The 23,837-nt window shown below is 58.4% G+C and carries 16 protein-coding genes; 5 read left to right on the forward strand and 11 right to left on the reverse strand.

Annotated features, from left to right (window positions below; all coding sequences use genetic code 11):
* Positions 1 to 46 precede the first annotated feature (46 nt).
* Positions 47 to 1,585 (reverse strand): diguanylate cyclase, encoded by a 1,539-nt coding sequence (locus AB5Y90_RS15905; RefSeq protein ID WP_368167211.1) that lies wholly within the window; start codon positions 1,583 to 1,585, stop codon positions 47 to 49.
* Between the two features lie 197 nt (positions 1,586 to 1,782).
* On the opposite strand from AB5Y90_RS15905, the gene AB5Y90_RS15910 reads away from it, so the two are divergent.
* From AB5Y90_RS15910 to AB5Y90_RS15920, 3 genes are all read left to right on the forward strand, one after another.
* Positions 1,783 to 2,832 carry an efflux RND transporter periplasmic adaptor subunit gene (locus AB5Y90_RS15910; RefSeq protein ID WP_180343478.1) on the forward strand — a complete coding sequence of 350 codons (1,050 nt, stop codon included), beginning with the start codon at positions 1,783 to 1,785 and terminating at the stop codon, positions 2,830 to 2,832.
* The gene (locus tag AB5Y90_RS15915; protein WP_368167213.1) at positions 2,832 to 5,948 is read left to right on the forward strand and encodes an efflux RND transporter permease subunit; all 3,117 of its coding nucleotides are present in this window, start codon (positions 2,832 to 2,834) and stop codon (positions 5,946 to 5,948) included. The genes AB5Y90_RS15910 and AB5Y90_RS15915 overlap by 1 nt, the downstream gene beginning before the upstream one ends.
* Before the next feature lie 211 nt (positions 5,949 to 6,159).
* Entirely contained in the window at positions 6,160 to 8,511 is a 2,352-nt protein-coding gene (locus tag AB5Y90_RS15920) for a YgiQ family radical SAM protein (RefSeq protein ID WP_368167214.1), read from the forward strand.
* An 87-nt stretch (positions 8,512 to 8,598) separates the two neighbouring features.
* On the opposite strand, the gene AB5Y90_RS15925 is transcribed toward AB5Y90_RS15920, so the two are convergent.
* From AB5Y90_RS15925 to AB5Y90_RS15960, 8 genes are all read right to left on the reverse strand, one after another.
* Positions 8,599 to 10,695, reverse strand: a complete 2,097-nt coding sequence (locus AB5Y90_RS15925) for a tetratricopeptide repeat protein (RefSeq protein ID WP_368167216.1) — start codon at positions 10,693 to 10,695, stop codon at positions 8,599 to 8,601.
* A gap of 447 nt (positions 10,696 to 11,142) precedes the next feature.
* Positions 11,143 to 12,642: a histidine-type phosphatase gene (locus AB5Y90_RS15930; RefSeq protein WP_368167218.1), complete on the reverse strand. Its 1,500-nt coding sequence runs from the start codon at positions 12,640 to 12,642 to the stop codon at positions 11,143 to 11,145.
* Positions 12,643 to 12,986: 344 nt separating this feature from the next.
* A complete protein-coding gene (locus AB5Y90_RS15935; protein WP_270819234.1) occupies positions 12,987 to 13,820 on the reverse strand; it encodes a hypothetical protein in 834 nt (277 codons plus the stop codon).
* 2 nt (positions 13,821 to 13,822) lie between these two features.
* Complete coding sequence (locus AB5Y90_RS15940) at positions 13,823 to 15,403, reverse strand: hypothetical protein (RefSeq protein WP_270819235.1); 1,581 nt, start codon at positions 15,401 to 15,403, stop codon at positions 13,823 to 13,825.
* Positions 15,404 to 15,420: 17 nt separating this feature from the next.
* Positions 15,421 to 16,959 (reverse strand): OmpA family protein, encoded by a 1,539-nt coding sequence (locus AB5Y90_RS15945; RefSeq protein WP_100646507.1) that lies wholly within the window; start codon positions 16,957 to 16,959, stop codon positions 15,421 to 15,423.
* A gap of 432 nt (positions 16,960 to 17,391) precedes the next feature.
* Positions 17,392 to 17,826: a hypothetical protein gene (locus tag AB5Y90_RS15950; protein ID WP_100646506.1), complete on the reverse strand. Its 435-nt coding sequence runs from the start codon at positions 17,824 to 17,826 to the stop codon at positions 17,392 to 17,394.
* The gene (locus AB5Y90_RS15955) at positions 17,823 to 18,356 is read right to left on the reverse strand and encodes a DinB family protein (protein ID WP_368167220.1); all 534 of its coding nucleotides are present in this window, start codon (positions 18,354 to 18,356) and stop codon (positions 17,823 to 17,825) included. The genes AB5Y90_RS15950 and AB5Y90_RS15955 overlap by 4 nt, the downstream gene beginning before the upstream one ends.
* 183 nt (positions 18,357 to 18,539) lie before the next feature.
* On the reverse strand, positions 18,540 to 19,148 hold the full coding sequence (locus tag AB5Y90_RS15960; RefSeq protein WP_270819237.1) for a short chain dehydrogenase: 609 nt from the start codon (positions 19,146 to 19,148) through the stop codon (positions 18,540 to 18,542).
* Positions 19,149 to 19,253: 105 nt separating this feature from the next.
* On the opposite strand from AB5Y90_RS15960, the gene AB5Y90_RS15965 reads away from it, so the two are divergent.
* Positions 19,254 to 20,135, forward strand: a complete 882-nt coding sequence (locus AB5Y90_RS15965) for a LysR family transcriptional regulator (protein ID WP_270819238.1) — start codon at positions 19,254 to 19,256, stop codon at positions 20,133 to 20,135.
* A gap of 128 nt (positions 20,136 to 20,263) precedes the next feature.
* Complete coding sequence (locus AB5Y90_RS15970) at positions 20,264 to 21,178, forward strand: Gfo/Idh/MocA family protein (RefSeq protein WP_270819239.1); 915 nt, start codon at positions 20,264 to 20,266, stop codon at positions 21,176 to 21,178.
* Between the two features lie 113 nt (positions 21,179 to 21,291).
* Here the strand turns inward: AB5Y90_RS15970 and AB5Y90_RS15975 are convergent, their stop codons facing one another.
* Entirely contained in the window at positions 21,292 to 21,642 is a 351-nt protein-coding gene (locus AB5Y90_RS15975) for a TusE/DsrC/DsvC family sulfur relay protein (protein WP_019446869.1), read from the reverse strand.
* 24 nt (positions 21,643 to 21,666) lie between these two features.
* Complete coding sequence (gene yccS, locus AB5Y90_RS15980) at positions 21,667 to 23,832, reverse strand: YccS family putative transporter (protein ID WP_118854162.1); 2,166 nt, start codon at positions 23,830 to 23,832, stop codon at positions 21,667 to 21,669.
* Positions 23,833 to 23,837: the final 5 nt, after the last annotated feature.

Genomic DNA, 23,837 nt, shown 5'->3' on the forward strand with positions numbered 1-23,837 from the left:
GACAGTCCTCCAAAAAAGGGGTTGAGGGCTCAGCTTACTCCGAGAGTCAGGAGGCGTCACCCTGCCATCTTTCGCTGCGGTTGCGACCGTTGGCCTTGGCCTGATAGAGCGCCACATCGGCGCGGCGCACCGCTTCGTGCAGGGGAAGGTTCTCCTGGTGGGGCAGATAGCCGAGGCTGATGGTGACCTCCAGCCCGGGCTCGATGGCGGCCCAGTCGTGATCTGCCACCGCCTTTCTCAGCCGCTCCGCCAGTTCGCCGATCTGTGCGGCGTTACTGCGGCCAATTAGCAGCAGAAACTCCTCGCCACCCCAGCGGATCAGGTGATCTGTGGGTCTAAGCTGCTGCTGGCAGATCTGCACCAGCCGGATCAGTACGATATCGCCGACGGCATGGCCGAAGTTGTCATTGACCCGTTTGAAGTGATCCGCATCGAACATCAGGATCCCTGCTTGCAGCCGGGCCAGATCGCCCGCCTGTTCCAGCAGCACCAGATAGTGGCGGTTGAAGGCACCGGTGAGGGCATCGTGGCAGGAGAGGTAATTGAGCCGCTGGTTGAGGCGGTGGGATCTCAGGTTGGAGAGGGCGGCCAGCAGCATAAAGAGAATAGCGAGCAGGGTCGGCGTGGACTGGCAGAGCATGGCCCACACCAGCGGCAGCAGGGTGACGTTGTGCACCAGTCGCAGCGGGGTATCGGGGATTGCCATGGTCAGCTGCAATGCCCCTTGTTGCCACTGGTATTCATCGGTCGGCTCGGGGTCTTGCGGCACCACGGGCTGGTGTGCGCTGCTGGCCAGCACCTGATGGTACTGATTGAGCAGCAGATACTCACCCAGCGCCGGCGTAAGCTGATTGAGCTGCGATTGCAAGCGTGAGAGCAGGATGTCCATGCTGATCATCCCTACCAGCGAGCCGTCCTTGTAGAGAGGCTGGGACATGGTGACCATGGTGCCCAGTCCGGCAAAATCTTCGTAGGGGCGGGAGAGAATGGTGTCCCGGCTTGGGTTGGGTGACATCAGCGCATCCTGCCAGTAGTGCTTGTCATAGATGCTGCGGGCAAAACGAAACTGGCTGGAGGGGATCCAGGGATAGAGGTAGATAAAGTTGTCCACGCCTGTGAAGTAGGCCCAGGCGATCTCGCTGCCCAGGCGCTGGCTGGCAGTGGCCAGCAAGGGCGAGAGGCTCAGGGCCAAATGAAGTTGCGCCTCCCGCGCACTGCCGGGGGGCGGCAGCGGGCCGTCACCGGTGAGGTTGCCCGCCAGTCCGGCCGGTAAATCGCCGGGGAGCTTGTCGAGGGCCAGGCCCTCTGGCAGCGCCTCGATATGGCGATAGAGCTGGCGGGTGAGCACCGACTGGGGGTCGCTGCGCAGTCGCTCTTCGGCCTGACCGCGCATCGCCTCCAGAAACACTTCGGTCTGCTTGAACCGATCCCGCAGGTAGATGGCGCTGTTGAGGGTATCGCTCTGGTAGAGGCGTTCTATCTGTTTCAGGCTTTGCCGCAAGGTCAGACCAATCAGCAGGATGACCACGGCAAACAGGAGCCAGGTCAGGCGTGTGAGAAAGCGGTGGTCAGACATTTTGGGCATAGGCAGTCAGTCGGGTTGCGAAGGAAATTGTCGTTAGTGTATGCGATGTGGCGTGAAAACAAACGGCGCGACCTGAAACAGAGTGAGCTTATCCCGCTCTTGTTACGTTTTGTCACATTTATACATAGTCACGGCATAGTCTGGGGCTAAAATGGCCCCAATCTGGATTTACCCTCTCACTCTTCATGGACTGTTCGATGAAAATGCGTATCTGGCTCGGCTTGGGCCTTCTTCTAATCGTGGTTGCCGGCGTCTGGGCGCTGCGTCACAGCGAACCCGCCGCCAAAGCACCGACCAGACAGGTCAATATCCGCACTCAAACCGTCAAGCAGAGTCTGGCCGAGCCGACCCTCAAGCTGGTGGGCAAGCTGGCGGCCAATCGCTCCGTCATCATCAGCCCCGAAGTGACCGGTCGCATCGTCAAGATTGCGGTGCAATCTGGTCAGAGCGTGGCGAAGGGGGAGACCCTGATCGCGCTGGATGCGGGCAAGCAGCAGGCGGAGCTGGCCGAGCAGAGCGCCAGCCTGCGCGACGAGAACCGCAAGCTGAGTGATATGCGCAAGCTGGTGGCCCGTGGCGCCGTGACCCAATCCGAGCTGGAGGGGCAGGAGGCCACCGTGGCCCAGGTGCAGGCACGCCTCGATGCCGCCCGCTACGAGCTCTCCCTGCGTACCCTGCAGGCGCCCTTTGCCGGCACCGTGAGCCTGATTGATCTGAGCGAAGGGGCGCTGGTCAACAGCGGCGACACCCTGCTGCATCTGGATGAACTCGACAAATTGCGCCTCGATCTGGCGGTGCCGGAGCGTTACCTCTCCCTGCTGCGCCCGGGCATGGCGGTCACCGCCACCAGTACTGCTTGGCCGGATCAGCAATTCAAAGGCACCCTCACCACCCTCGACAGCCGCGTCTCCAACGATACCCAGAACATCAAGGCGCGGGTGATGATCCCCAATGGCAACGGCCAGTTGCGCCCGGGCATGCTGCTCAATGTGGAGCTGGCACTGCCTGCCCAGCAGCTTACCCTGATCCCCGCCCAGTCGGTGGAGTACGCCGGTGAGCAGCGCTTTGTTTACCGTCTTGAGGCCGATGGCCGGGTCAAGCGGGTGCCTGTGGTGCTCGGCGAGACCGAAGGGGAGACCGTCTGGGTCACCGAGGGGCTGAAGGTCGGCGATCGCATCGTGGTCGAGGGGCTGGTCAATCTGCGTGATGGGGTGCAGGTGCGTGACCTGGCCGAGGTGAACGGCTGATGTGGCTCTCCGATATCTCAGTTCGCCGCCCGCTGGTGGCGGTGGTGCTCAGCGCCCTGCTCACCGTGTTTGGTCTGGTCGCGTTCAGCAAGTTGACGGTGCGGGAGATGCCCGATGTGCAGATCCCCTCGGTATCCATCACCACCACCTATGAGGGGGCGGCCCCCTCGGTGATGGAGAGTCAGGTCACCAAGCCCATCGAGGATCAGCTCTCCGGCATCAGCGGCATCAAGAACATCAACTCCATGACCCGCAAGGGGCGCTCGATGATCACCGTCGAGTTCAAGCTCGGCTGGAACATGGTGGAGGGGATCTCCGATGTGCGCGATGCCCTCTCCCGAGCCCGGCCACGGTTGCCCGATGATGTGGACGAACCGCTGGTGACCAAGGACAGCGGCAACGGCGATGTGGCGATCTGGCTCAACTTCAGCAGCAGCCAGATGGATCGCACCGCCATGACCGACTACGCCAACCGCGTGCTGGTCGACCCCCTGAGTCTGATGGACGGGGTGAGCGAAGTGGCGCTCTCCGGCGATCTCACCCAGGTGATGTATGTGCGGCTGCGCCCTGCCGACATGGCCGCCCGTGGCATCACGGTGAGCGATGTGGAAGAGGCCCTCAAGCGCGAGAATATCGAGCTGCCGGGGGGGGAGATCCGCAACAACTCCATGACCATGGCGGTGCAGATCGCTCGTCTCTACCACACAGCGGAAGATTTCCAGCAACTGCAAGTCACCACTGCCGCCAACGGCCAGAGCGTCTATCTGGCCGATATCGCCGACGTGGAGGTGGGAGCCAAGAACGAAGACAGCGCCTATCAGCGCAACGGCAAAGAGAGTCTGGGTATCGGCATCGTCGCCCAGTCCACCGCCAACCCGCTGGCAGTGGCGCAGGGGATCGAGAAGAAACTCGGCGAGATGCAGCGCTTCCTGCCGGAGGGGGCCAAGCTCGAGGTGGATTACGACTCCACCATCTTTATCAAGCAGGCCATCGACGAGGTGTACGAGACCCTGGCCATCTGCGCCGTGCTGGTGGTGGCGGTGCTCTATCTGTTCCTCGGGCAGGGGCGCACCACGCTCATTCCTGCCATTACGGTGCCGGTATCGCTGATATCAGCCTTTATCGGCGCCTGGTATTTCGGCTTTTCCATCAACCTCATCACCTTGCTGGCCCTTATTCTCGCCATCGGCCTGGTGGTGGATGATGCCATCGTGGTGGTGGAGAACATCCACCACCATCTGCAGCGGGGGGAACCGCCGCTGCTGGCCGCCTGGCACGGCACCCGCGAGGTGGGCTTTGCGGTCATCGCCACCACCGCCGTGCTGGTGATGGTGTTTGTCCCCATCGCCTTTATGGATGGCATGGTGGGGCGGCTCTTTACCGAGTTTGCGATATTGCTATCGCTCGCGGTGCTCTGCTCCTCGCTGGTGGCGCTGACCCTCACCCCGGCCATGGGCTCCTGGCTGATGCGCCCGCTGGATAAACCGAACCGACTCACCGCCGGGCTCGATCGCGGGCTCGGCTGGCTGGAGGGGCACTATCGCCACCTGCTGGCGTGGGTGCTGCGTCGCTCCCGCTGGACGCCGCTGGTGCTGCTGCTCTGTCTGGGCGGTATCGGTGCCCTCTTTACCCAGCTGCCGACCAGCCTTACCCCGACCGAGGATCGCGGCGTCATCTATGTCTTCGTCAAGGGGGCAGAGGGGACCAGCATCGAGCGGATGAAGCGTAACATGCAGCAGGTGGAGTCCGCCATCATGCCGATGCTGGGCAAAGGGGTGGTGCAGGCGCTGAGCTTCAGTACCCCCGCCTTTGGCCGTGGCGGCGATCAGACCGGTATGGTGATCATCCAGCTCACCGACTGGGCGGAGCGCGACGTCACCGCCACCGAGTTCTCCCGCTCGCTGGGTGCCAAGCTCTCCGGCATTCCCGATGTGATGATCCGCACCTTCCAGCCCGGATTCCGCGGTGGCTCCACCGCACCGGTGCAGTTCGTGCTGCAGGGTAACGACTATGCCGAGCTCTACCAGCAAGGGTTGGCGCTGCAACAGGCGGCGCAGGGCAGCGGCCTGATGCTGAGCCCGGATCTCGACTATGCCGAGAAGACTCCCGAACTGCAGGTGACCATCAATCGCGACAGCGCCAGCCAGCTTGGCATTCCGGTCTCCACCGTGGCCAACAGCTTGCAGACCTTGTTGGGCGGGGCGAGCAAGACCACCTATGTGGACAGGGGCGAGGAGTATGACGTCTACCTGCGCGGCAACCAGACCGAGTTCAACGGCATCTCGGATCTCGGTCGAATCTATCTAAAGGCCGCCAACGGCGAGATGGTCAGTCTCTCGACCCTGGCGACCGTCAAGCAGGTGGCGACTGCCAACCGCCTCAACCACTACCAGCGGCAAAAAGCGATCACCCTGACCGCCGATGTGCACCCTGACCACACTCTGGGTGAGGCCCTCGATTTCCTCGATGGCTGGGCCAACGACAACCTGCCCACCGGCATGACGGTGGATTACGCCGGTGATTCCAAGGATTACCGCGACAATCAGGGGGAGATGGTGCTGGTCTTTGGCCTCGCCCTGCTGGTGGTCTATCTGGTGCTGGTGGCCCAGTTCGAGAGCACCCTGACCCCGGCGGTGGTGATGGTGACGGTGCCGCTCGGCATCTTCGGTGGCCTGCTCGGCCTCTGGCTGACGGGGCAGGAGATGAGCATCTACAGCCAGATCGGGATGATCATGCTGATCGGTATGGTGACCAAGAACGGCATCCTCATCGTCGAGTTCATCAACCAGTTGCGCCAGCGCGGCGAAGGGTTCGAGGAGGCGATCATCGCAGGCTCGGTGCGCCGCTTGCGCCCTATCCTGATGACTTCGCTCACCGCCATTATCGGCGCTGTGCCGCTGATGCTCTCCATGGGGGCAGGCTACGAGAGCCGGATGGCGGTGGGAACCGTGGTCTTCTTCGGATTGTCGCTGGCGACCCTGGTTACCCTGCTGGTGGTGCCCGCCATCTACCATCTGATCGCCCGCCACGCCGGCATGACAGGGGCGCGGGATCAGCAGGTAGACGAAGCGCTGGCCGCCAAGGGGGCTGGGGAGTCGCAGCCTCCGGCGCCCTGATCAGCGCCTTGACCTGAATCCTGGTCTGAACCCTGACCTGCGCGCTCAAGCGGGGGCCAGTTATCAGCCTCATCATCACAAGGGCGCCTGCGGGCGCCCTTGCTATTGCGGGCGGCGGCCTATTCCGCGGGATCTATAGGGACAAAAAGCCATCGCCCCCCTTGGCCGCAACCGGTATAATGCGCGACCCGAATTTTTCCAGGTGTTCAAAATGCAGCCGGTACCCAACCTTTTCTCCTATCCCCGCTATTGGGCCGAGTGCTACGGCACGGCGCCCTTCCTGCCCATGTCCCGCAAAGAGATGGACAAGCTGGGTTGGGACAGCTGCGACGTCATTCTGGTGACGGGGGATGCCTACGTGGATCACCCGAGCTTCGGCATGGCGGTCATCGGCCGCATGCTGGAGGCGCAGGGCTTTCGGGTCGGCATCATCGCCCAGCCGGACTGGTCATCGAAGGATGACTTTATGCGTCTGGGCAAACCGAACCTCTTCTTCGGGGTGACCGCGGGCAACATGGACTCCATGATCAACCGCTACACCTCCGACAAAAAGCTGCGCCACGACGACGCCTACACCCCAGGGGATGTGGGCGGCAAGCGGCCGGATCGCGCCACCCTGGTCTATACCCAGCGCTGCAAAGAGGCCTTCAAGGAGGTGCCCGTCGTTATCGGCGGCATCGAGGCGTCCTTACGCCGTATCGCCCACTACGACTACTGGTCCGAGACCATCCGCCGCTCCATCCTGCTCGATGCCAAGGCCGATATCCTCATCTACGGCAACGCCGAGCGGCCGCTGGTGGAAGTGGCTCACCGCATCGCGGCGGGGGAGACCATCGACACCATGCAGGATATTCGCGGCACTGCCGTCATCCGCAAGGAGCCGCTGCCGGGTTGGAAAGGGGTGGATTCGAGCAAGCTCGACCAGATTGGCCGCATCGATCCCATCATGAACCCCTATATGGAAGGGGCCCCATGCTCGGATGATGCCACCGACGCGGCCCCTGCCGCGCAGGAAGCCCAACCCGTGCTGGTGCAGCCGCCCAAGCCCAAGCCGTGGGAAAAAACCTATGTGAAGCTGCCGGCGTTCGAGCGGGTCAAAGAGGACAAGGTGCTCTACGCCCACGCCTCGCGCATTCTGCACCACGAGACCAACCCCGGCTGTGCCCGCGCCCTGTCGCAGGCTCACGGCGATCGCATCGTCTGGGTCAACCCGCCCGCCTTCCCGCTCGAAACCGAGGAGATGGACGGCGTCTTCGGCCTGCCCTACCAGCGGGTGCCGCACCCGGCCTATGGCAACGAGAAGATCCCGGCGTTCGAGATGATCAAGACCTCGGTCAACATCATGCGCGGCTGCTTTGGCGGCTGCTCCTTCTGCTCCATCACCGAGCACGAAGGGCGCATCATCCAGAGCCGCTCGGAAGAGTCGATCCTCAAAGAAATCGAAGATATCCGCGACAAGGTGCCGGGCTTTACCGGGGTCATCTCGGATCTCGGCGGCCCCACCGCCAACATGTACAAGCTGCGCTGCAAGAGCCCCAAGGCCGAGCAGACCTGCCGTCGCGCCTCCTGTGTCTGGCCCACCATCTGCCCGCACATGGACACCGACCACAGCCCGACCATCAACCTCTATCGCAAGGCGCGCGACCTCAAGGGCATCAAGAAGATCCTCATCGCCTCCGGCGTGCGTTACGACATCGCGGTGGAAGATCCCCGCTATATCAAGGAGCTGGCCAAGTACCACGTCGGCGGCTACTTGAAGATCGCGCCGGAACACACCGAGGAGGGACCGCTCTCCAAGATGATGAAGCCGGGCATGGGCAGCTACTACCAGTTCAAGGAGCTGTTCGACAAATACTCGAAAGAGGCGGGCAAGCAGCAGTACCTGATCCCCTACTTCATCTCCGCCCACCCGGGCACCACGGATGAAGACATGATCAATCTGGCGCTCTGGGTCAAAGAGAACCGCTTCAAGCTCGATCAGGTGCAGAACTTCTACCCGTCGCCGCTCGCCAACGCCACCACCATGTATTACACGGAGAAAAACCCGTTAAACAAGGTGAGCCGTACCGGTGGCGATGTGTTTGTTGCCAAGGGCGAGCGCCGTCGCCGCCTGCACAAGGCGCTGCTGCGCTACCACGACCCCGCTGGCTGGCCGATGATCCGCGAAGCCCTGCTCGCCATGGGCAAGGGCCACCTGATTGGCAGTGGCCCCGGTTGTCTGGTGCCAGCGGAAGGTCGCAACGAGCGTGCCGCCACTGGCAAGGGGATGAAACCGGCCCTGACTCGCCACAGTAACATTGCCCATCAGCGCGGCAACGGCACAGGCAACAAACCGACGGGCGGCAAACCGGTGGGCTCCCAGCTGCAGAAAGGGGCGGCTAATGGCAAACCGGCCGCACAGGGCGAAGGCAAGAATGCTGGTAAAAGCAAACCTGCCGGAAAACCCGCCCATAAGGGTAAAACCCCGACCCGCGTAGGCTCTGCCAAGCCAGGGGCCAAACCCGCCGCTCAAGGCGGCAAGCCTGCGGCAAAAGGAAATGGTGCCAAGCGACCGGCAAGGTAAGTTTTCCTGATTGGAAAACGATAAAAATAAAAAGGCGACCAGATGGTCGCCTTTTTATTCAATGTTGATGAGTTAAAAACTAAAAAATTACTCTGTAAGTGTATATGGATCATCTCTTTCCGCATTATGCCACAGTGGGAACTCATCTAGCGTAACCACTTTATTTTCGTCCAGAATTGCAGCTGCAATAGCACGATAAAAATTGTGGCGCTCCGATGTAACTTTAGGTAAACAAGAATCAAGTAATTGTGAAAAGTCCCACTGTCCTCGTTCGTATCCTATCTCGAACAGCTTTTTTAAACGACCAATGCTTCGGCTTGGCTCTTTGTAATGGAGTTCGTCAAGCAGGCATTTATATAGTAAAACCTCTGCCAATGCAGGGGAGGGTTTTTGTTTGGATATATTGATAACTTTTCGGATGAGCGTATCAGCCTGTATTAGATCTGCAGAGTTTCCACGAGTTAACAATAGAGCTGAATAATTTGCAAGGTTATTAACGTTCTGAGGATCGAGGTCTATAGCATGTCTATATGATTCCTCTGAGTAGTCATAATCCCTGCGCAGATTTGCAAGGAAACTTGCGTAAAGACCAACATTATCTGCATCATTGGGTGCTAATTCAATAGCTCGTTTATATATTACCTCGGCAGCATCGTAATCCTTACGTTGGCATGCTATAAATTCAGCATATAAACAAGTTAGACGGGCATCATGAGGGTCAAGTGAAAGAGCACGCTTAAACATTGATTCGGCGGCATCATAGTCTTCACATCTATTAGTTAAAAATATGGCGTAGTTTCCAATGTTATTCACGTGGTTGGGGTCAAGTTCAATGGCACGTTTAAACATGGCTTTAGTTTTGTTATTATCATCAGAATTGTTTGATAGGAAAAGGGCATAATTGCCAATGCTATTGGCATTATCTGGTGCAATCGCCAGAGCTCGTTCATATATTTTTTTTGCGGTATCATAGTCTCTTAGCTGCTCAGTCAGAAATATTGCGTAGTTACCGTGTAACTCAATACTATCCGGTAAACGCGTGATAGCTTTTTCGTAAATGGCTTTTCTCTTCGTAAGGTCTGGTTCGGCGTTAGCTCGAAGTTCCCAAAACCACCATCTACTCTCATCTTCGGTATGGCTAGCTTCAGATATTGACTGTCTTGCTTGTTTAGAGATTACTGAATTTGTGCGTAAATCATGTTTGGCCACACTTTCCATTAATTTATTTGCTAGTGTCTCATATTTTTTGGCGCGCTCATCACCTATGGTTGCAATTTCATTAGCGATGCTATCAAGCATAAAGCCAGGGAAAAGTGCTTGAGCAAGTTGAACCATAAATTCATCAAATCCAGCAATTGCAACTAATACGCCCTGATGATATGAAACAACATCTAGAATTCGTTGCTGAGGATAATCACTTTCGCGATAGCACCAGAATAGGCGGCCTGGAATATGTTTATGGGGGAGGGTTGAGAGGAAACCCATTAGGCTTTCATCATTACCACCATAACCAATAATTACTGGTGTGTAATGTTGGAATAACTTCAACAATGCATCTTTCCATCCTTGTTCAAGGCATTGAACTCCATTTTGATCATTTTTTGGATGAAGATGTAAGTCGCGATGTATCTTGGCTACCAGAGGGCGTGAAAGGCGAGGATTTATAAAGCTAGTAAGTGATTCATGGCCAACTATCAGTGGTGCGCGTAGAGCTTGCAGAGCCAGTGCATCAGCAACTAGATTATCAAAATTGGTGGTTACAACCACCTTGTTACGTGTTTTATCAAGAATTTTGGCGAGGATAGCATAGCCAATACTGGGTTCGGCTTCCTCCATTACGGCTTCTAAAGCTGCATAACCAGATTGTGGGTCACAACCAAAGCGTAATTCGAATATTTTTGCATAATGTGTGGCTGCATCATGTAGCTGAAATTCATCAATACCTAGTTTTTTAGAGGCCCATGATTCAATTTTTTCATCTGTCTTAAAGTTTTCCCGTAGGTATAGATCTTCTAGCCATTTCGTTGCTAAAGCACCACCAGCAGGGATGCCTGAGCTGATGGATGCTCCAGCACCAAGAATGAAGGCCAGTGAACGATCTTTCATGTTGCTATTTAAGTGGCGGATCTCATCCAGCAGTCCGTCGACGGACCATTCGGTTATTTCGGAAGTGTTTTTGTGCATTATTTCAGTCTTTCTTGTTTATTATCTTGAGGTTTGTTAATGACCGTGATTCTGTAACGGCAAGTTGTCGTCTTGGAAAAAGATAAATCTGGTAGAGAAATCTGGGATACCCAACTTTTTTGGCACCACAGTTTTGTATGAGGCGTATCACCACTAAATTCCACGCGACCGGTAGTGGATGATAGCTTCCAATATGCTCCCTTAATCAACGCTGGCAGCAACCCACCTCAGTTCAACAGGTTCTGGATGGCTATGGTAAGCCAAACGAAACTGCCGAGGTGAGCCTTTAAGTGATATAACCATCAGAAATTAATCATTTTTTGCGCTTGATCAGCAAATGGAGCCGGAAGGCGGCTTTATAGCCATATCCCGCTTTGGCAAGCAGGGAAGGGGAGTGGATTGGGGCGACCTGCTGGTCGCCCCTGGTGATTGCCATATCCGGCGCGGTTAGCCGTTATAGCCGTAGCAGCGCTTGAGCTCCTCGAAGTCGTAGTAGTGGCTGCCGCTTTGGTAGGGCTGGCAGCCGGTTTTAAAGGCGATCTCCTTTTCGTTGTAGAGCATCTTGACCAGCACCTGCCGCTGCCCGTTCTGGTAGATATCCCACTGAATATTGGCGGTATAGGGGGAGACCCAGCCGCCGCGCCACTCGTTGTTCTGCTGGCTGAATAGCTGATCCGGGCTGGCCCCCTGACGGCTCCCTTCCAGCTTCATCAGGGCGGCGAGGGGGATAATGGCTTCGGCGTGGGCAAAGCGCAGGGTGGCCCGTCGGCTCTGCTCGCCTTCCACTACCTGACGTTGCACCTCGCCAAACAGGCCGTCGAGCAGCGGCTGGGCAATGGCGTAGGGGGCGCTCTGGTTGGCAAAGCTCGGCCCCTTCTCGTAGAAATCTTCCGCATCGGAGAGGTAGGAGAACCAGGCAGACTCCTCCGGGGTGAGGAACTGCTCCAGCGCCCAGGGGGCGCTGCCCTGTGCCTGCGCTTCGCGGATCATGCCGGGGCCGATGATAAAGAGGTTGTAGAGCATCAGGGCGGCATCCACTTCGTCGCGTACATAGGTCATGCCGCCATCTTCCGGATTGACGGCGACAAACTCGACGCCGCCCGCCAGATAGTCGACAAACCCCTTGCTGTAGATACGTTCCAGCATGCTGCGGGCCATCTCTCTGGTCTTGCTCAGGTTTTTAAGCTGATCCAGCGCTCTGGCCAGTTCGGGGGCCGGGGCGATTCCTGCATCCTCGTCGCCGATAAAGCGCTGATAACTCTCATAGGCGGGCAGGTAGCGGGCGTAATCCCCCTCGGGCGTGGTCTTGTGGAAGTAGAGCTCGAACTTGTTGACCAGCTTTTTGTCGATCTTCGAGGGGTCATCCTGCGTGAGGTAGCACTGCGCCGAGTCGCTGACATAGCTCACGTTGCGCTTGAGGCTCTCCATAAAGTAGAAGGCGCTTTCGTTGGCCCTGTCCTTGCCCGAGGTGACCACCTTGATGCAGTGGGGTTCGCTGCTGTTGAGCAGGGTCGGCAGCCGCGCCGCCAGCCGGGTGGCGAGATTGGCGTGCTCCTCCTTGCCCAGCGCCGAGAGCAGGCCATAGCCCAGTTTCTGGTTGGCGGCCGTCACCAGATCGACCTTGCCTCCCAGCCCCTGCCCGAGGGTGGTGAGCGCCCCCTGACGCTGCGCCTCTTCCCAGACCAGCTTGGTCAGCACGTCATATTTCGGGCTGGAGAGGGAGCGCGAGCCGTGGCGCGCTACCATCTCGGTAAAGACCGGGCTGAACCCCTGGGGCGCTGGCTCGTAGCTCTCCGCCTGCTGCTGCGGGCTGTAGACCGCTTTGGTGCTGTATTGATAGGCGGTTTTGCCCTGGCTGTCGGCAGACGATTCGTTCTCTGACTGGCAGCCGCCAAGCAAGACCAGCGAGACGGCCAAAGCCACATAAGAAGAGCGCGGGAAAGTCATGATGTTCCTTATCTATCCATATGAAAAATAAGTGAAAAACTCTATGGCTTGAAAATGACCGCGGGATGTCAGCCAGATGACAGGCTGATGACTGTTGTGAATGCCATTAGCAGGATGACAGGCGTGGCGAGCATGCCCATCAGGGAGCGCTTCTGTTATCTTGGCCTGCCCGATAGATGGGCTTGGGGCCCGTTCATGACGTGTTTGGCAGGAGCAATCAGATGGCAATAAAAACGCGATCCCGCAGGGAGAAGGTGGGCAGCAATGAAAATAACAAGGGCAACCGGTTGGTCGCCCTTGTGTGATGGGGTTGAAGCGTGGAGCTCTGCCTGTGGATGTGACGGTTACTGCAAATCCGTGCTCAGGCTGGGGGCTCCGAAGTTCACCAGAGTGGCATCGGAGTGCTCGAAGTACTGTGACCAGAAGTCACCAAGTGCATCCATGGTCTTGCCGGAACGATAGGCATGCTTCACCGCGTCTGTCACCAGACCGGCGCCCGTGACGTAGACTCGAGCGCCTTGCAGATCGGCAAACAGCCCCTTGCTCTTGGCCTGCTTGAGCTCGTTGCCGACATTGAGCTGCTTGATCTTGTTGGTGGCATAGAAACTGGTGTAATCGGAGTGCTCCAGCATGTCCGAAATGAGGAACACGACGCGGTCACTGACGCCTTGCTCGGCCTTCATATCCTCACCCACTTTTCGCAGCGAGTTCATGATTTCGCTCTTGGGGATGTCTTGGCGGGCATCACGCAGTGCTTTCACGAACTGTTTGCCAAAGCCGTTACGAAAGACCTTGGTCTGCGTCGTCAGGCAGGTGTCCAGACCGCGCAATTTACGCATGCTGACATCGTCCCGGACTTCCCCTTCCAGCGGCATATCCAGTTGCCCCGCATAAGTCAGGCGAAGGTATTCACCAGGCAAGAAGGCGGAGAAGGTATAGAGCTTGACGCGATCACCGGCTTGGACGAACCGTTCGATCTGCCCCCAACTGCTTCGTTGCAGGTCTTCAGGCATCGGAATGGTCTGGTCGATGATGACTACCAGCTCGCGGCCGGTGCCCGCAGGTTTCATGTCGGCCAGGCCATTACGCTCATAGCAGCTCTGTATGTCGTTACGCTCGGCCGCCAACGCTGCACAAGGCAGCGTCAACGCCAGTAGCAATATATGGGTGATCTTCACGATTAGGCACTCTGCTTGGCGGGAAAGAGGCCCAGGGTCTTGAGGGCCATCTGCTGCTCACGGATATCACGCAACTGAGCTTCATCAACACCCAGTGCGCGGCTGGCCGCGGCCAGGCTCTCTTCGGGCAGGCCAGTGACATCATGGAAATCGGCGGCCTTGACGCTAGGTCCGGCTTGGCTGGGGGCATCAGTGGTTGATAGGACCTCCGTTTCTGCTTGAGCAACCGCAGGTTGTACGGCCGGTGCAACCTCGGCTTGCGCTGCCGGAGTTGCCTGAGGGGCAACCTTGGATGGTACAGTGCTCGGCCTTTCAATAAAGGCCAGGAAGTTACGACGGGCAGATTTCTCCCCTTCCAGCGCACCTAGCACAGCAGAGTTGGTATGGTCACGGCTCGACAACAGGGTCTGCAAACGGCGGAGTTTGTCATCGGCATGGCTGGCAATGGCAGTGCGTTGCTGGTCCATCGCGTCCAGCATCTCCTCGGCAGTCGCATACTCGTGAGTCAGACGCCAGGCTGTTTTGGAATGGGTGCCCGCAAAATGGTATTTGCTGGCAAGCCAGATGCTGATCCCCTGGATGGCGATGTAGATGAGCGACAGCATGACGTAGGTGGTCAGGCTGGCCTCACGGATTGCCTGCATCTTGTCTTCGATGGTGGCTTCTTCCGCCTCGTTGTTGATTGCCTGAGACTCTTCCGGCAGGTCAAATGGCGAACTCATGCTGCTGTCATGCTGGGCCGTTGTTTCTGCACGCATGTTGTTGACCATCTCGGTTTCGATGCTATCGAGGGTCGCGGAGCGTACCACGAAGGCGCCAACAGCCATGCAGGCAACAAATGAAGCACAGACAATCAGCCAGACAAACTTGCGGCTAACATTGGAATTCACATCCTTCAGGCGTGCCAGCAGCTGTTCATAGTCAGGTTTGTCAGAATCCGAGAAGGAGTCTTCCAGATTGATGGCCTTGTTTGCCTTGAGGGTACGAGAGCGTTTGGATGGCTCTTCCCCTTGCCACCAGTGGCGCGCACGGGCTATCAGACTGTTGTGATGCAGGGAGTGCCCGGCAACTTCCGCTAGAAATGCGGATGCGACGGCAAGCAATAGCGCAGTCGCGGCCGCCAGCAGGTGACGGTCATTGGTTGATGCATCCATGTTCATCCAACCTGCGAGCACGTAGGCAAACCCCATTGCCTCGACCAGTACCAGTACTAGCACCAAGGCCAGAACCCACGCAGGGCGCGGGGAACGACCAGCCTCTCCTGCCTTGGCCAGGTAGTCGAGGGAGGCGTTGTAGGCATCTGTTCCTTTTAAATGCTTCTTGTATTCGCGGTAATACACATTGGACAGGGTCACTTCATGGTTGATCCAGCCATTTCCATCGACCGATGCGGGTTTGCGCGCTAGGCGAGCAACGGTGCCGATGAGAGGGAGGCTATGCCATACCCGGATCAGGAAGTAGGAGACATTCTCCCAATGCCGCCATACCACAACGGCACTGATGAGGAATGAAACAAGGCCAACGGTCAGCATCTGGTTGGCGAGGATCAGCGCTTTGAGCGCTGCCAAAGAAAAGTCTTCCACTAAGTTTCTCCGTATTCTTATTTGGAATGGGTGGCGGGAATGGGCTTGTAGGAGGCAACATAAGCCTCGGAACCTGCTGGATAGAACAGGGCTCCCTGGCTTACCTGGGCGTTGCCTTTGCTGAACACGAGATCCATGCAGGACACAGATGCCTTGGGATCGCTGGTGAAGAGGCGGTAAAGCACTTCACTTTCTCCCTCATAGGTGTTGGCCACTGCCTTGAGGGTTTGAGGCTTCTTCTGATTCGAAGATTTGTAACCCTGAACCACCTGCAGGATCGGTTGACGATCGACCTTGGCGTTGTCACGCAAGATGGAAACCGGAGAAACAGTCACCAGGTGGCCGTTGACGGTATTGGCCCAGACACGATTGTTATAGCCGGGCATGTACTCCTTGGTGGCATGACGTGGGAGAGGTTTGTCGTCCGCCATGCTCAGTACCTGGCCAGCACTGCGCGGCTTATCTGCCTCACAGCTCGACATCGGCATGTCGCTTGCGTATGCGCTGCTAATGAGTGCAAAACCGCTCGCTTTGGGCTTGATGTTCTGAGCCATGTTCCACTGATAGGTTTCAGCAGGCTTGCCGCCGAAGTCCACCGCTGCCTTGGCGTTGGGGGCGGCCTTGGTCATGCTGGTGTCTGGAGCGCTCTGCTTGGCTGTTGTGTGACGAGGTGCTGTTTGCGACGTGGTCGTCACCTTGCCTGAACCGCTTGCGGACTGAGCCGCAGGTCTGGTCGCAGCCACACGAGGTTTGGCGGTCTCGGAAGTCCCATAACGCAGATATCGGGTATTGCTCTCTTCGGATTGGGCTCGCATGACCAAGGCCTGCTCGTTTGCCAGTTCTACAATTTCGACCCGGCGATTCTGACCGCGAAGCAAGGGATCACTGTTGTCTGCTATAGGGCGAGAAGAACCAGCACCTTGATAATAAATGGAAGAGGCCGGGATACCCGATGCGACCAAGATCTTGCCGACGGCTCTTGCCCGTTGCTCGGACAGTCGCAGATTCAGTTCTGCAGGGCCGGTGGCGTCACTGTGGCCAACGAGGAGAATGCGGCGCGCATTCGAGGCGTCAGCGGCGGCGGGTTTGGAATAGAGCTGGGCCAGTTTTGTGACCACTCGCAGACCGCTCTCTGTCAATTGAGCAGAGCCAATTGCAAACATGCCGGAATCGGGTATCTGAGCTACCAGTCCTGCATCCTGTGGCACTCCCGTAACTGCAGATGGCTCGGCAACGGTCAGTTTCTCGGTGGCAATGTTGAGATTTTCTTCCTTGGCTATCCGGTCAAGCTCTTGTAGCCGTGACTGCCACATATAACCTGCAGCACAGCCTAGCGCCCCCCCGATGGCACCCCCTGCAACAGCACCTTTCTTTCCGTTGAGCGCGTAGCCTGCAGCGCCCCCGGCTATAATGCCAGCCCCACAAAGAACCGGCATACCGTAATCTTTGCCAATGTCATTGACAGTAGATTTGAAATTCTGCATCTGCTGAGAACTGCAACCAACAGCCACGATCAGCACACAGCTGATAGGCGCAAGACGAAACGATTTATCCATAGCTATTCCTTGCCATTTTTATTTAATAGCGAGATTTAGACATACCAATAAAGTCGGCATCGAAGCTTCTTCGGGGGCGGTAAAATATCGACAGCTATTGACTTTGGACGCATTAGCGCTGGCAGCTTTTGATTATCAGCGCTCAATGCATTAATTCACTTCAATTGCTGTGTCTTATATGACCTGATTATCAGAAGAGGCAATATCTATGCGTTCTTATAGGTATCGAGTGGCTATGATAAGCCAAATGAAGCTGTGCAAGCGAGAGCAAAAGTGATGTAACCATCAGAAAAGCTTCGCCTTTTAAAATCTGTTATCAAGTTGTTTTTTATTAGTGACGGGAGGGGCTCTCATGTGGTTTGTGAAATGTCAGCTCTCTTCGGGCCATATTGGTTTGAGATACAGTCAAGACGGATCATGGGCGATGGCAACCTACTGCCTGACTTCTTGCCCCTTGGCGTTCTGCAGGGTGTGAAACAGGTAGTGTTCGTCCCGATCGTAATAGACGGTAATGGTGTGGCGCTGGGTGTAGTCCGCCGCGACCCCGGCTACTGTCATCGGCACCAGGATCAGCTCCCCCAGCCCCAATGTCACGGCGCTCGCCGTGGCCTGGCCATTGCCGTCAGCGCGCTTGTGGATCTTGCCGAGCACGGTAAAGCGATCGCAGCCCTGCACCTTATCCTCGGTCAGAAAGGCGGCCTGCTGGCAATGCTGGGGCTCGCCCAGCTCGGCGCGAATGGTCGCGCGGGTTTCCTCCGATACAAGGGTGTTGCGAAAGCGCCCCGCGTAGTGATCGATGGCGGCGGCACAGCCGCTTAGTAGCCAAATCAGCAGCAGCGGTGTGAGCCGCAGGCAGGCGCGTATCATGGGCGGGTCCCGCCCTCTGCCAGAGGCGCATCACCCCTCCGCCCGGGTTCGCTGCGATGCAAAAAGGTGGTCAGGGTATCGCGCGGCGGCGTGATGCCACACTGCACCAGAATCCGCCCGATGGCTCCCCTGTGATAGCCGCCATGAGTTACCAGATGGAGCAGCATTTCATCGCGGCTCATCTGCCCCTTGTCACCATCGACAAAGTGAAACGAGAGCGGGGTTGCCCCCTCTTGCGGGCTCAGCGCTGCGACGTAATCCACCAGCCAGTTATCCAGCTTGGTGACTGCGCTGCGCAGGGCGGTGAGGGTCGGTGTCTCCGGCGTATTGGTGGCGGTAAAACCATGGTTTTCCCCCAGCAGACTGGCCTTGAAGATGGCATCGACCACATGGATATGGTTGAAGATCCTGAGGCAGGTGTGGTGGGCCTCGCCATATTGCTGCGCATCGAGCATGGCGATGGCATCCAGCAGCTCGCTATCGGCCCAGCGTTTGTAGTGAAAGAGGGATTGCAGTGTCTTGTTGCTCATCGCGTCCTTGCCTTTGTCGCTTCGTGAAGTGCGGCATGGTAGCCAAAATGGGCTCAATACGAAACCCGTTCTGCTGCTGTTCTGCCCCCCGTTATAGAAAAAGCCCCGAGAGCAGAGCTTTCGGGGAAGAGGAAAAACATCGAAAAGGAATTACAAAGGCATTGGGATCACACCTGAACCGGATCAGGCATCGACATAGAGCACCTGGCCGCTAATAAAGCCATCGACGGAGCGCTCAAACGCCTTGCCGACCAGGGCGCCCGGCACCGGCTGGAAGCCCGGCATCATCTCGCCATATACGTCCCACGCCTCTTCCAGTACGGTCGGGTTGACCACATTGATGCGAATGCCACGGGGCAGCTCGTGGGCCACGCACTGGACAAAGGTATCGATGGCGCCGCTGGTGGTGGCATCGGCAATGGCCAGCGGGATCGGCTTGATATTGAGGATGCCGGAGATCAGAGTGAAGGATCCCCCCTGATTGATGTAGTTGAGGCCGATATTGACCAGATTGATCTGCCCCATCAGCTTGCTCTGGATGGTGGTTTGCCACTGCTCGTCGCTCAGCTCGCCAAAGGGGGCGTATTCGCAATAGCCGGCGGTATTGACCACTGCATCGAAGGAACCCACGTTTTGGTAGAGCCGTTCGATAGACTCTCGGCTGGTGATATCCACCTGAAAATCACACCCCTCGCCGGAGCGGCTGGCGGTAATGACCTTGTGCTTGCCCAGACCACTGAGGGCGGCTTGCCCCATTTTCCCCTGAGCACCAATCAGAATGACTGTTTTCATCGTTAACCTCGCTTTGCTGGAATAGCTGCAAGGTTAGAGAGCTACTGATACAATGTAAATCATGAGTGATTTGTATGTGATACAACTGAAATTGGTGAGGTGAGGGTGGAGAAGATCGATATCAGGCAGATGAGGGTGCTGGTGCTGCTGGTCAGATACAAGAGCGTGTCGCGGGTGGCCGAGCTGCTGGAGATCTCCCAACAGGGGGTGAGCAGCCATCTGAAAAAGCTGCGCGATCTCTTTCCCGCCGAGCTCTTTATCCGCCAGAGCGCCGGGTTGCAGCCGACCGACTACGCTTGCCAGCTGGCCGACAAGTTCGAGCAGATCCTGACCGATATCGACGGGGTCTTTGTGGCTGCCCCCTTCGATCCCGCCAGCAGCCAGCGCACCTTCAGGGTGATGGCCAACGAATATGCCCAGCTCGCCATTATCCCAAGGCTGGCAAGCGCCCTGCGCACTCAGGCACCTTCCATCCGGCTCGATGTGGTGGACTTTCAGGCCGAGCTGCATCTGGAGGCGCTGGCCAGCGGCGAGGTCGATCTGGTGATTGGCTTTGATGCCTATCTCGACCCGGGGTTGCTGCGCACCACCCTGCGCCGGGATCACTACTGCTGCGTGCTGCGCCGCGACTCCCGATATCTGCCGGACAACGCTCCGCAGGATCTGGCGGCCATCCCCTTTGTGCAGTTTGCCAACAGCGTCGGCAATTTCGAAGGGCAGATGAGCCCGCAGCAGGTTGCCAGCGCGGCGGTGGCGACGCTCCCCTGTTACACCTCGCTGCAAGCCTTTATGTCGGTCAATGACGTGGCGGCCTGCATTCCATCGGCCGTCGCCACCCTCGGCGATTTTCGCATGCTGGAGCTGGCCGGGGCGCCGCAGCAGTTCGAGGTGGTGGTTGGCAGACACCGCAAAAGTCAGGGCAATCTCGCCATCGAGTGGCTGGCCGAGGTGATCAAGTCGGTCTGCGATCTTGCCATGCCCAAATAACGTCGCCGTTTGCACAGAACTGCACACGCCAGCCAGTTTGCTAACGGCAGGCTGGATCTGCGGGACAAATCCTGCGATGGTGCGGGCAGTTATCCGCTTGTCCCGTTATCGAGTGAAAAGGAGTTGAGATGCGCATTGCCATGATTGGTCTGGGGGATATCGCCCAAAAAGCCTATCTGCCGCTGCTGGCGAGCGATGAGCGGGTCACCCCGCTGCTCTGCACCCGCAATCCGGCAGTGCTGGAAAAGCTGGCCCGCCAGTATCGGATCGCCGAGTGTTTTACCGATGTGGCGGCCATGCTGGCCAGCCGCCCCGATGCCGTGATGATCCACGCCGCCACCGCCGTTCACCGCGAGTTGGCCGAGCAGTGCCTGCGCTCAGGGCTCCCCACCTTTGTCGACAAGCCCCTGTGCGGCAATCTGGCCGAGGCAGAAGCGCTGGCCAACCTCGCTATCGCGCAAGATTGCCCCCTCTTTACCGGCTTCAACCGCCGCTATCTGCCCGCCATGGCCGAGGCGCGGGCCCAGCCGCTTACCGAGCTCAACTGGCAGAAACACCGCTTCGCCCTGCCGGGCAAGGCGCGGGATTTTATGTTCGACGACTTTATCCATGTGCTCGACAGCCTCTGTTTCTATGGCAGCGTGCCGGGCGGCGACTTTCATGCGGTCTTGCGACCGGATGCGAAGGACCACAGCCTGTTGGCCGGGGTAAGCGTCAGCTGGCAGAGCGGCGATCGCGCCATCAGCGGCAGCATGAACCGCAGCGCCGGGATCACCGAGGAGCGCATCGATGCCTACGGCGACAACCTCTCCCTGCACCTTGAGAACTGCACCCGCGGCAGCATCGCCCGCGACAAGCAGGCGCAGATGCTTAGCCCCAGCGACTGGCAGCCGGTGCTGGCCCAGCGCGGCTTTGCCGCCATGCTGGAGCACTGGTATCAGCAGATTGAGATCGGCAAGGCAGATAGCGAGCTGATCGCCTCCTACCTGCACGGTCATCGGCTGGCGGAGCAGCTGGTGGCGCTGGCTGACAAGCGGGAATAAGGCTGGCTGGCAGCCTGAGATATATGAATGGGAGGTGCGCGAAGGTAGCGCATCAAAAACAACGGGGGGCCGCAGTTGCGGCCCCCCGTTGTTATGGGATGAGATGCATGGGATCAGATGCACTTCACCGGTTTGGGCAGGCCGCCAATCTTGGTCGCCTGCTTGGCTGGCCCTTCCGGGAACAGCTTGTAGAGATAGCGGCTGTTGCCTTTCTCGGGGCCGTACTGCTTCTCCATTGCCTTGACCAGCGCGCGGATGGCGGGGGAGGTGTTGAACTCCAGATAGAAGGCGCGCACAAAGCGCACCACTTCCCAGTGCGGCTCCTCAAGCGTGATCCCCTCCTGCGCAGCCAGCACCAGCGCCAGCTCCTCGCTCCAGTCGTTGCTGTTGAGCAGGTAGCCCTTGGCATCGGTCTCGATGAGTTGGCCGTTGAATTCCAGCTGATGTTTTTCGGACGCAGACATGGGGGCTCCTCGCTAATGGGGCTATCAGGATTGGGCGGGCATGGTAGCGCCTTGATCCCCGGTGAGCAACCGGCTCTCGTTGGCCAGATGCAGCAGCTGATCCGCCAGCTCGCTGATCAGGTTGAGCTGCTGGGTCAGCATCAGCTGCTCCTCGCTGCTGTCCGGGCTGCTGTCCGTGCAAAGAAGGGGGCACTGACCGCCGATGGAGCTGGAGGGGTTGCCTGCCAGATGGCCAGCGGCCTGCTCCAGGGTGTGGCAGATATGGTGGCGCACCTCATCCAGCCCGCTGATGGCCTCCAGTTTGTCGCGATGAGCCCCCAGCGCCGAGATGTAGGAGAGCAGGGCGTGGTTGCGCCAGGTGAGGGTAAAGCAGAGATCGAGGAAGCGGCGGCGCTTTTGCGGCTCCACCAGCATGCTTTGCCAGGCGGTAGCCAGCTCGCTGTCCGCCAGATGGGCGCTCTTGCGCGCCACCCGATAGTCGATGGACTCGTCCCGCTGCTGCTTGAGGCTTGCCAGCACCGCCGATAGGTAGCGGGCGTTGGCTGAGAGCGAATTGGCGATCAGCGTTGGCAGCCGCTTGTACTGCCAGTCCGGCCAGAGCCAGGCCACCAGCCCGTAGGAGATCAGGCAGCCGAGCAGGGTATCGAGCAGCCGTGGCCCCAGAATGGCAAAGCCGATGCCATCAAGCAGGTTGAACGCCATCAGCACGTAGAGGGTGATAAAGCAGACCGCGGCGCTGTAGTTGTTGCGCACTTGGGTGAAGAAGAGGAAGGCGGCCAGTCCCATCACCACCAACTGAACGTGCAGCTCGGGGAAGAGCCAGAGCACCGGAATACCCACCAGTATGCCGGCGAAGGTGCCGAGCATCCGTTGCACCAGTCGGCGGCGGGTGGCGCTGTAGCTGGGCTGGCAGACAAACAGCACGGTCAGCAAAATCCAGTAGCCCTTTTCCAGATCAAAGGCTTGCAGTATGCCGTAGCCGATCACCAGCCCGAGTGACAAACGCAGCGCATGGCGAAACACCATGGAGTGCAAGGTGAGGTGCTGCTTGAGTTGGGCCAGCAGCGGCAGGCGGGGCGGGCGCGCCAGCGCGGGCAGCTCCTGCTCTGGCTGTTCGGGGTTTTGCAGCACTTCGGCGCTACCGAGCAACTGGTTGATGCTGGCCAGATTGCGGCGCAGGAACTTCATCGGCGTCAGCAGGGTTTTCGGGTAGTGCTGCTTGAGATTGGTGAACTCCAGCTGATCGCCAAGGGCCTCCAGCGTCCAGTGAATGCGCTTGTTATGGGCGTAGGGCTTGTGCACCAGAATGGCGTAACCGAGCCGCTGGCACGCCTCGGAGAGTTGCAGAAACACCTCCTGAAATCCTTCCAGTACGATGCCCTGCTTGAGCTCTGCTTCCAGCCGGCTGTAGGGGTAGTGGCTGGAGGTGGCACGCTCGTGAATTTCCAGCGCCAGCAGATAGAGGCGCAGCAGGCTGGCAAGCTCCGGGCTCGCCGGATGGCGGCGGCTCAGGCGGGCGTTGAGGGCCGATTTGGTGAGGGTCAGCGCGCTCACCAGATTGATGTTGAGCTGGGCCAGATTGTGGCGAATGGCCTGGGCGCCGTGCTCGTCCGCCGGGAAGAAGCGGGACTTTTCCAGCAGGTAGCGACCAAGGGCGAAGTAGCTCTGGGCCAGCTGCTCGTGCAGGGTCTTGTAGGGCAGCAGCCAGAGCCAGATAAACGAGACCAGCCCGTACCAGAGGGCGCCGGCGCCGAGGGCCAGCGGCTGGTAGAAGAGATCCGGCGCCTTGGCGGCGCCCAGCATGGTGTAGATGGCGATCAGCAGCGAGCCGAAGCTGATGGTGGCATAGCGGGCACCGAGCGCCCCCACCATCACGAAGATAAAGGTGGAGCTGGCCAGCCCGATGGCAAACAGCCAGGGGGTGGGGTAGAGATACTGCACACAGAGGGACGCAAACATGAAGCAGATGAGCGTCATGGCGAGGTTTTTAAGGCGTCCCCACAGGCTGTCGTCGGTTTCGGCGATGGCGCCCGCCACTACCCCGAGAGAGAGCAGCACGGTGAGCTGGATATTGCCGGTGGCCAGGGTGAAGGCGAGCAGACCGAGAATGGCCAGCAGCACCTTGAGGGCGAAGTAGATGTGACTATCGGTCAGCAGTCGGCGTAACAAACCGGAGAATTCCATGGGCATGCTAG

It is taken from the genome of Aeromonas sp. R4-1, from assembly GCF_040908325.1.
GTDB lineage: Bacteria > Pseudomonadota > Gammaproteobacteria > Enterobacterales > Aeromonadaceae > Aeromonas > Aeromonas veronii.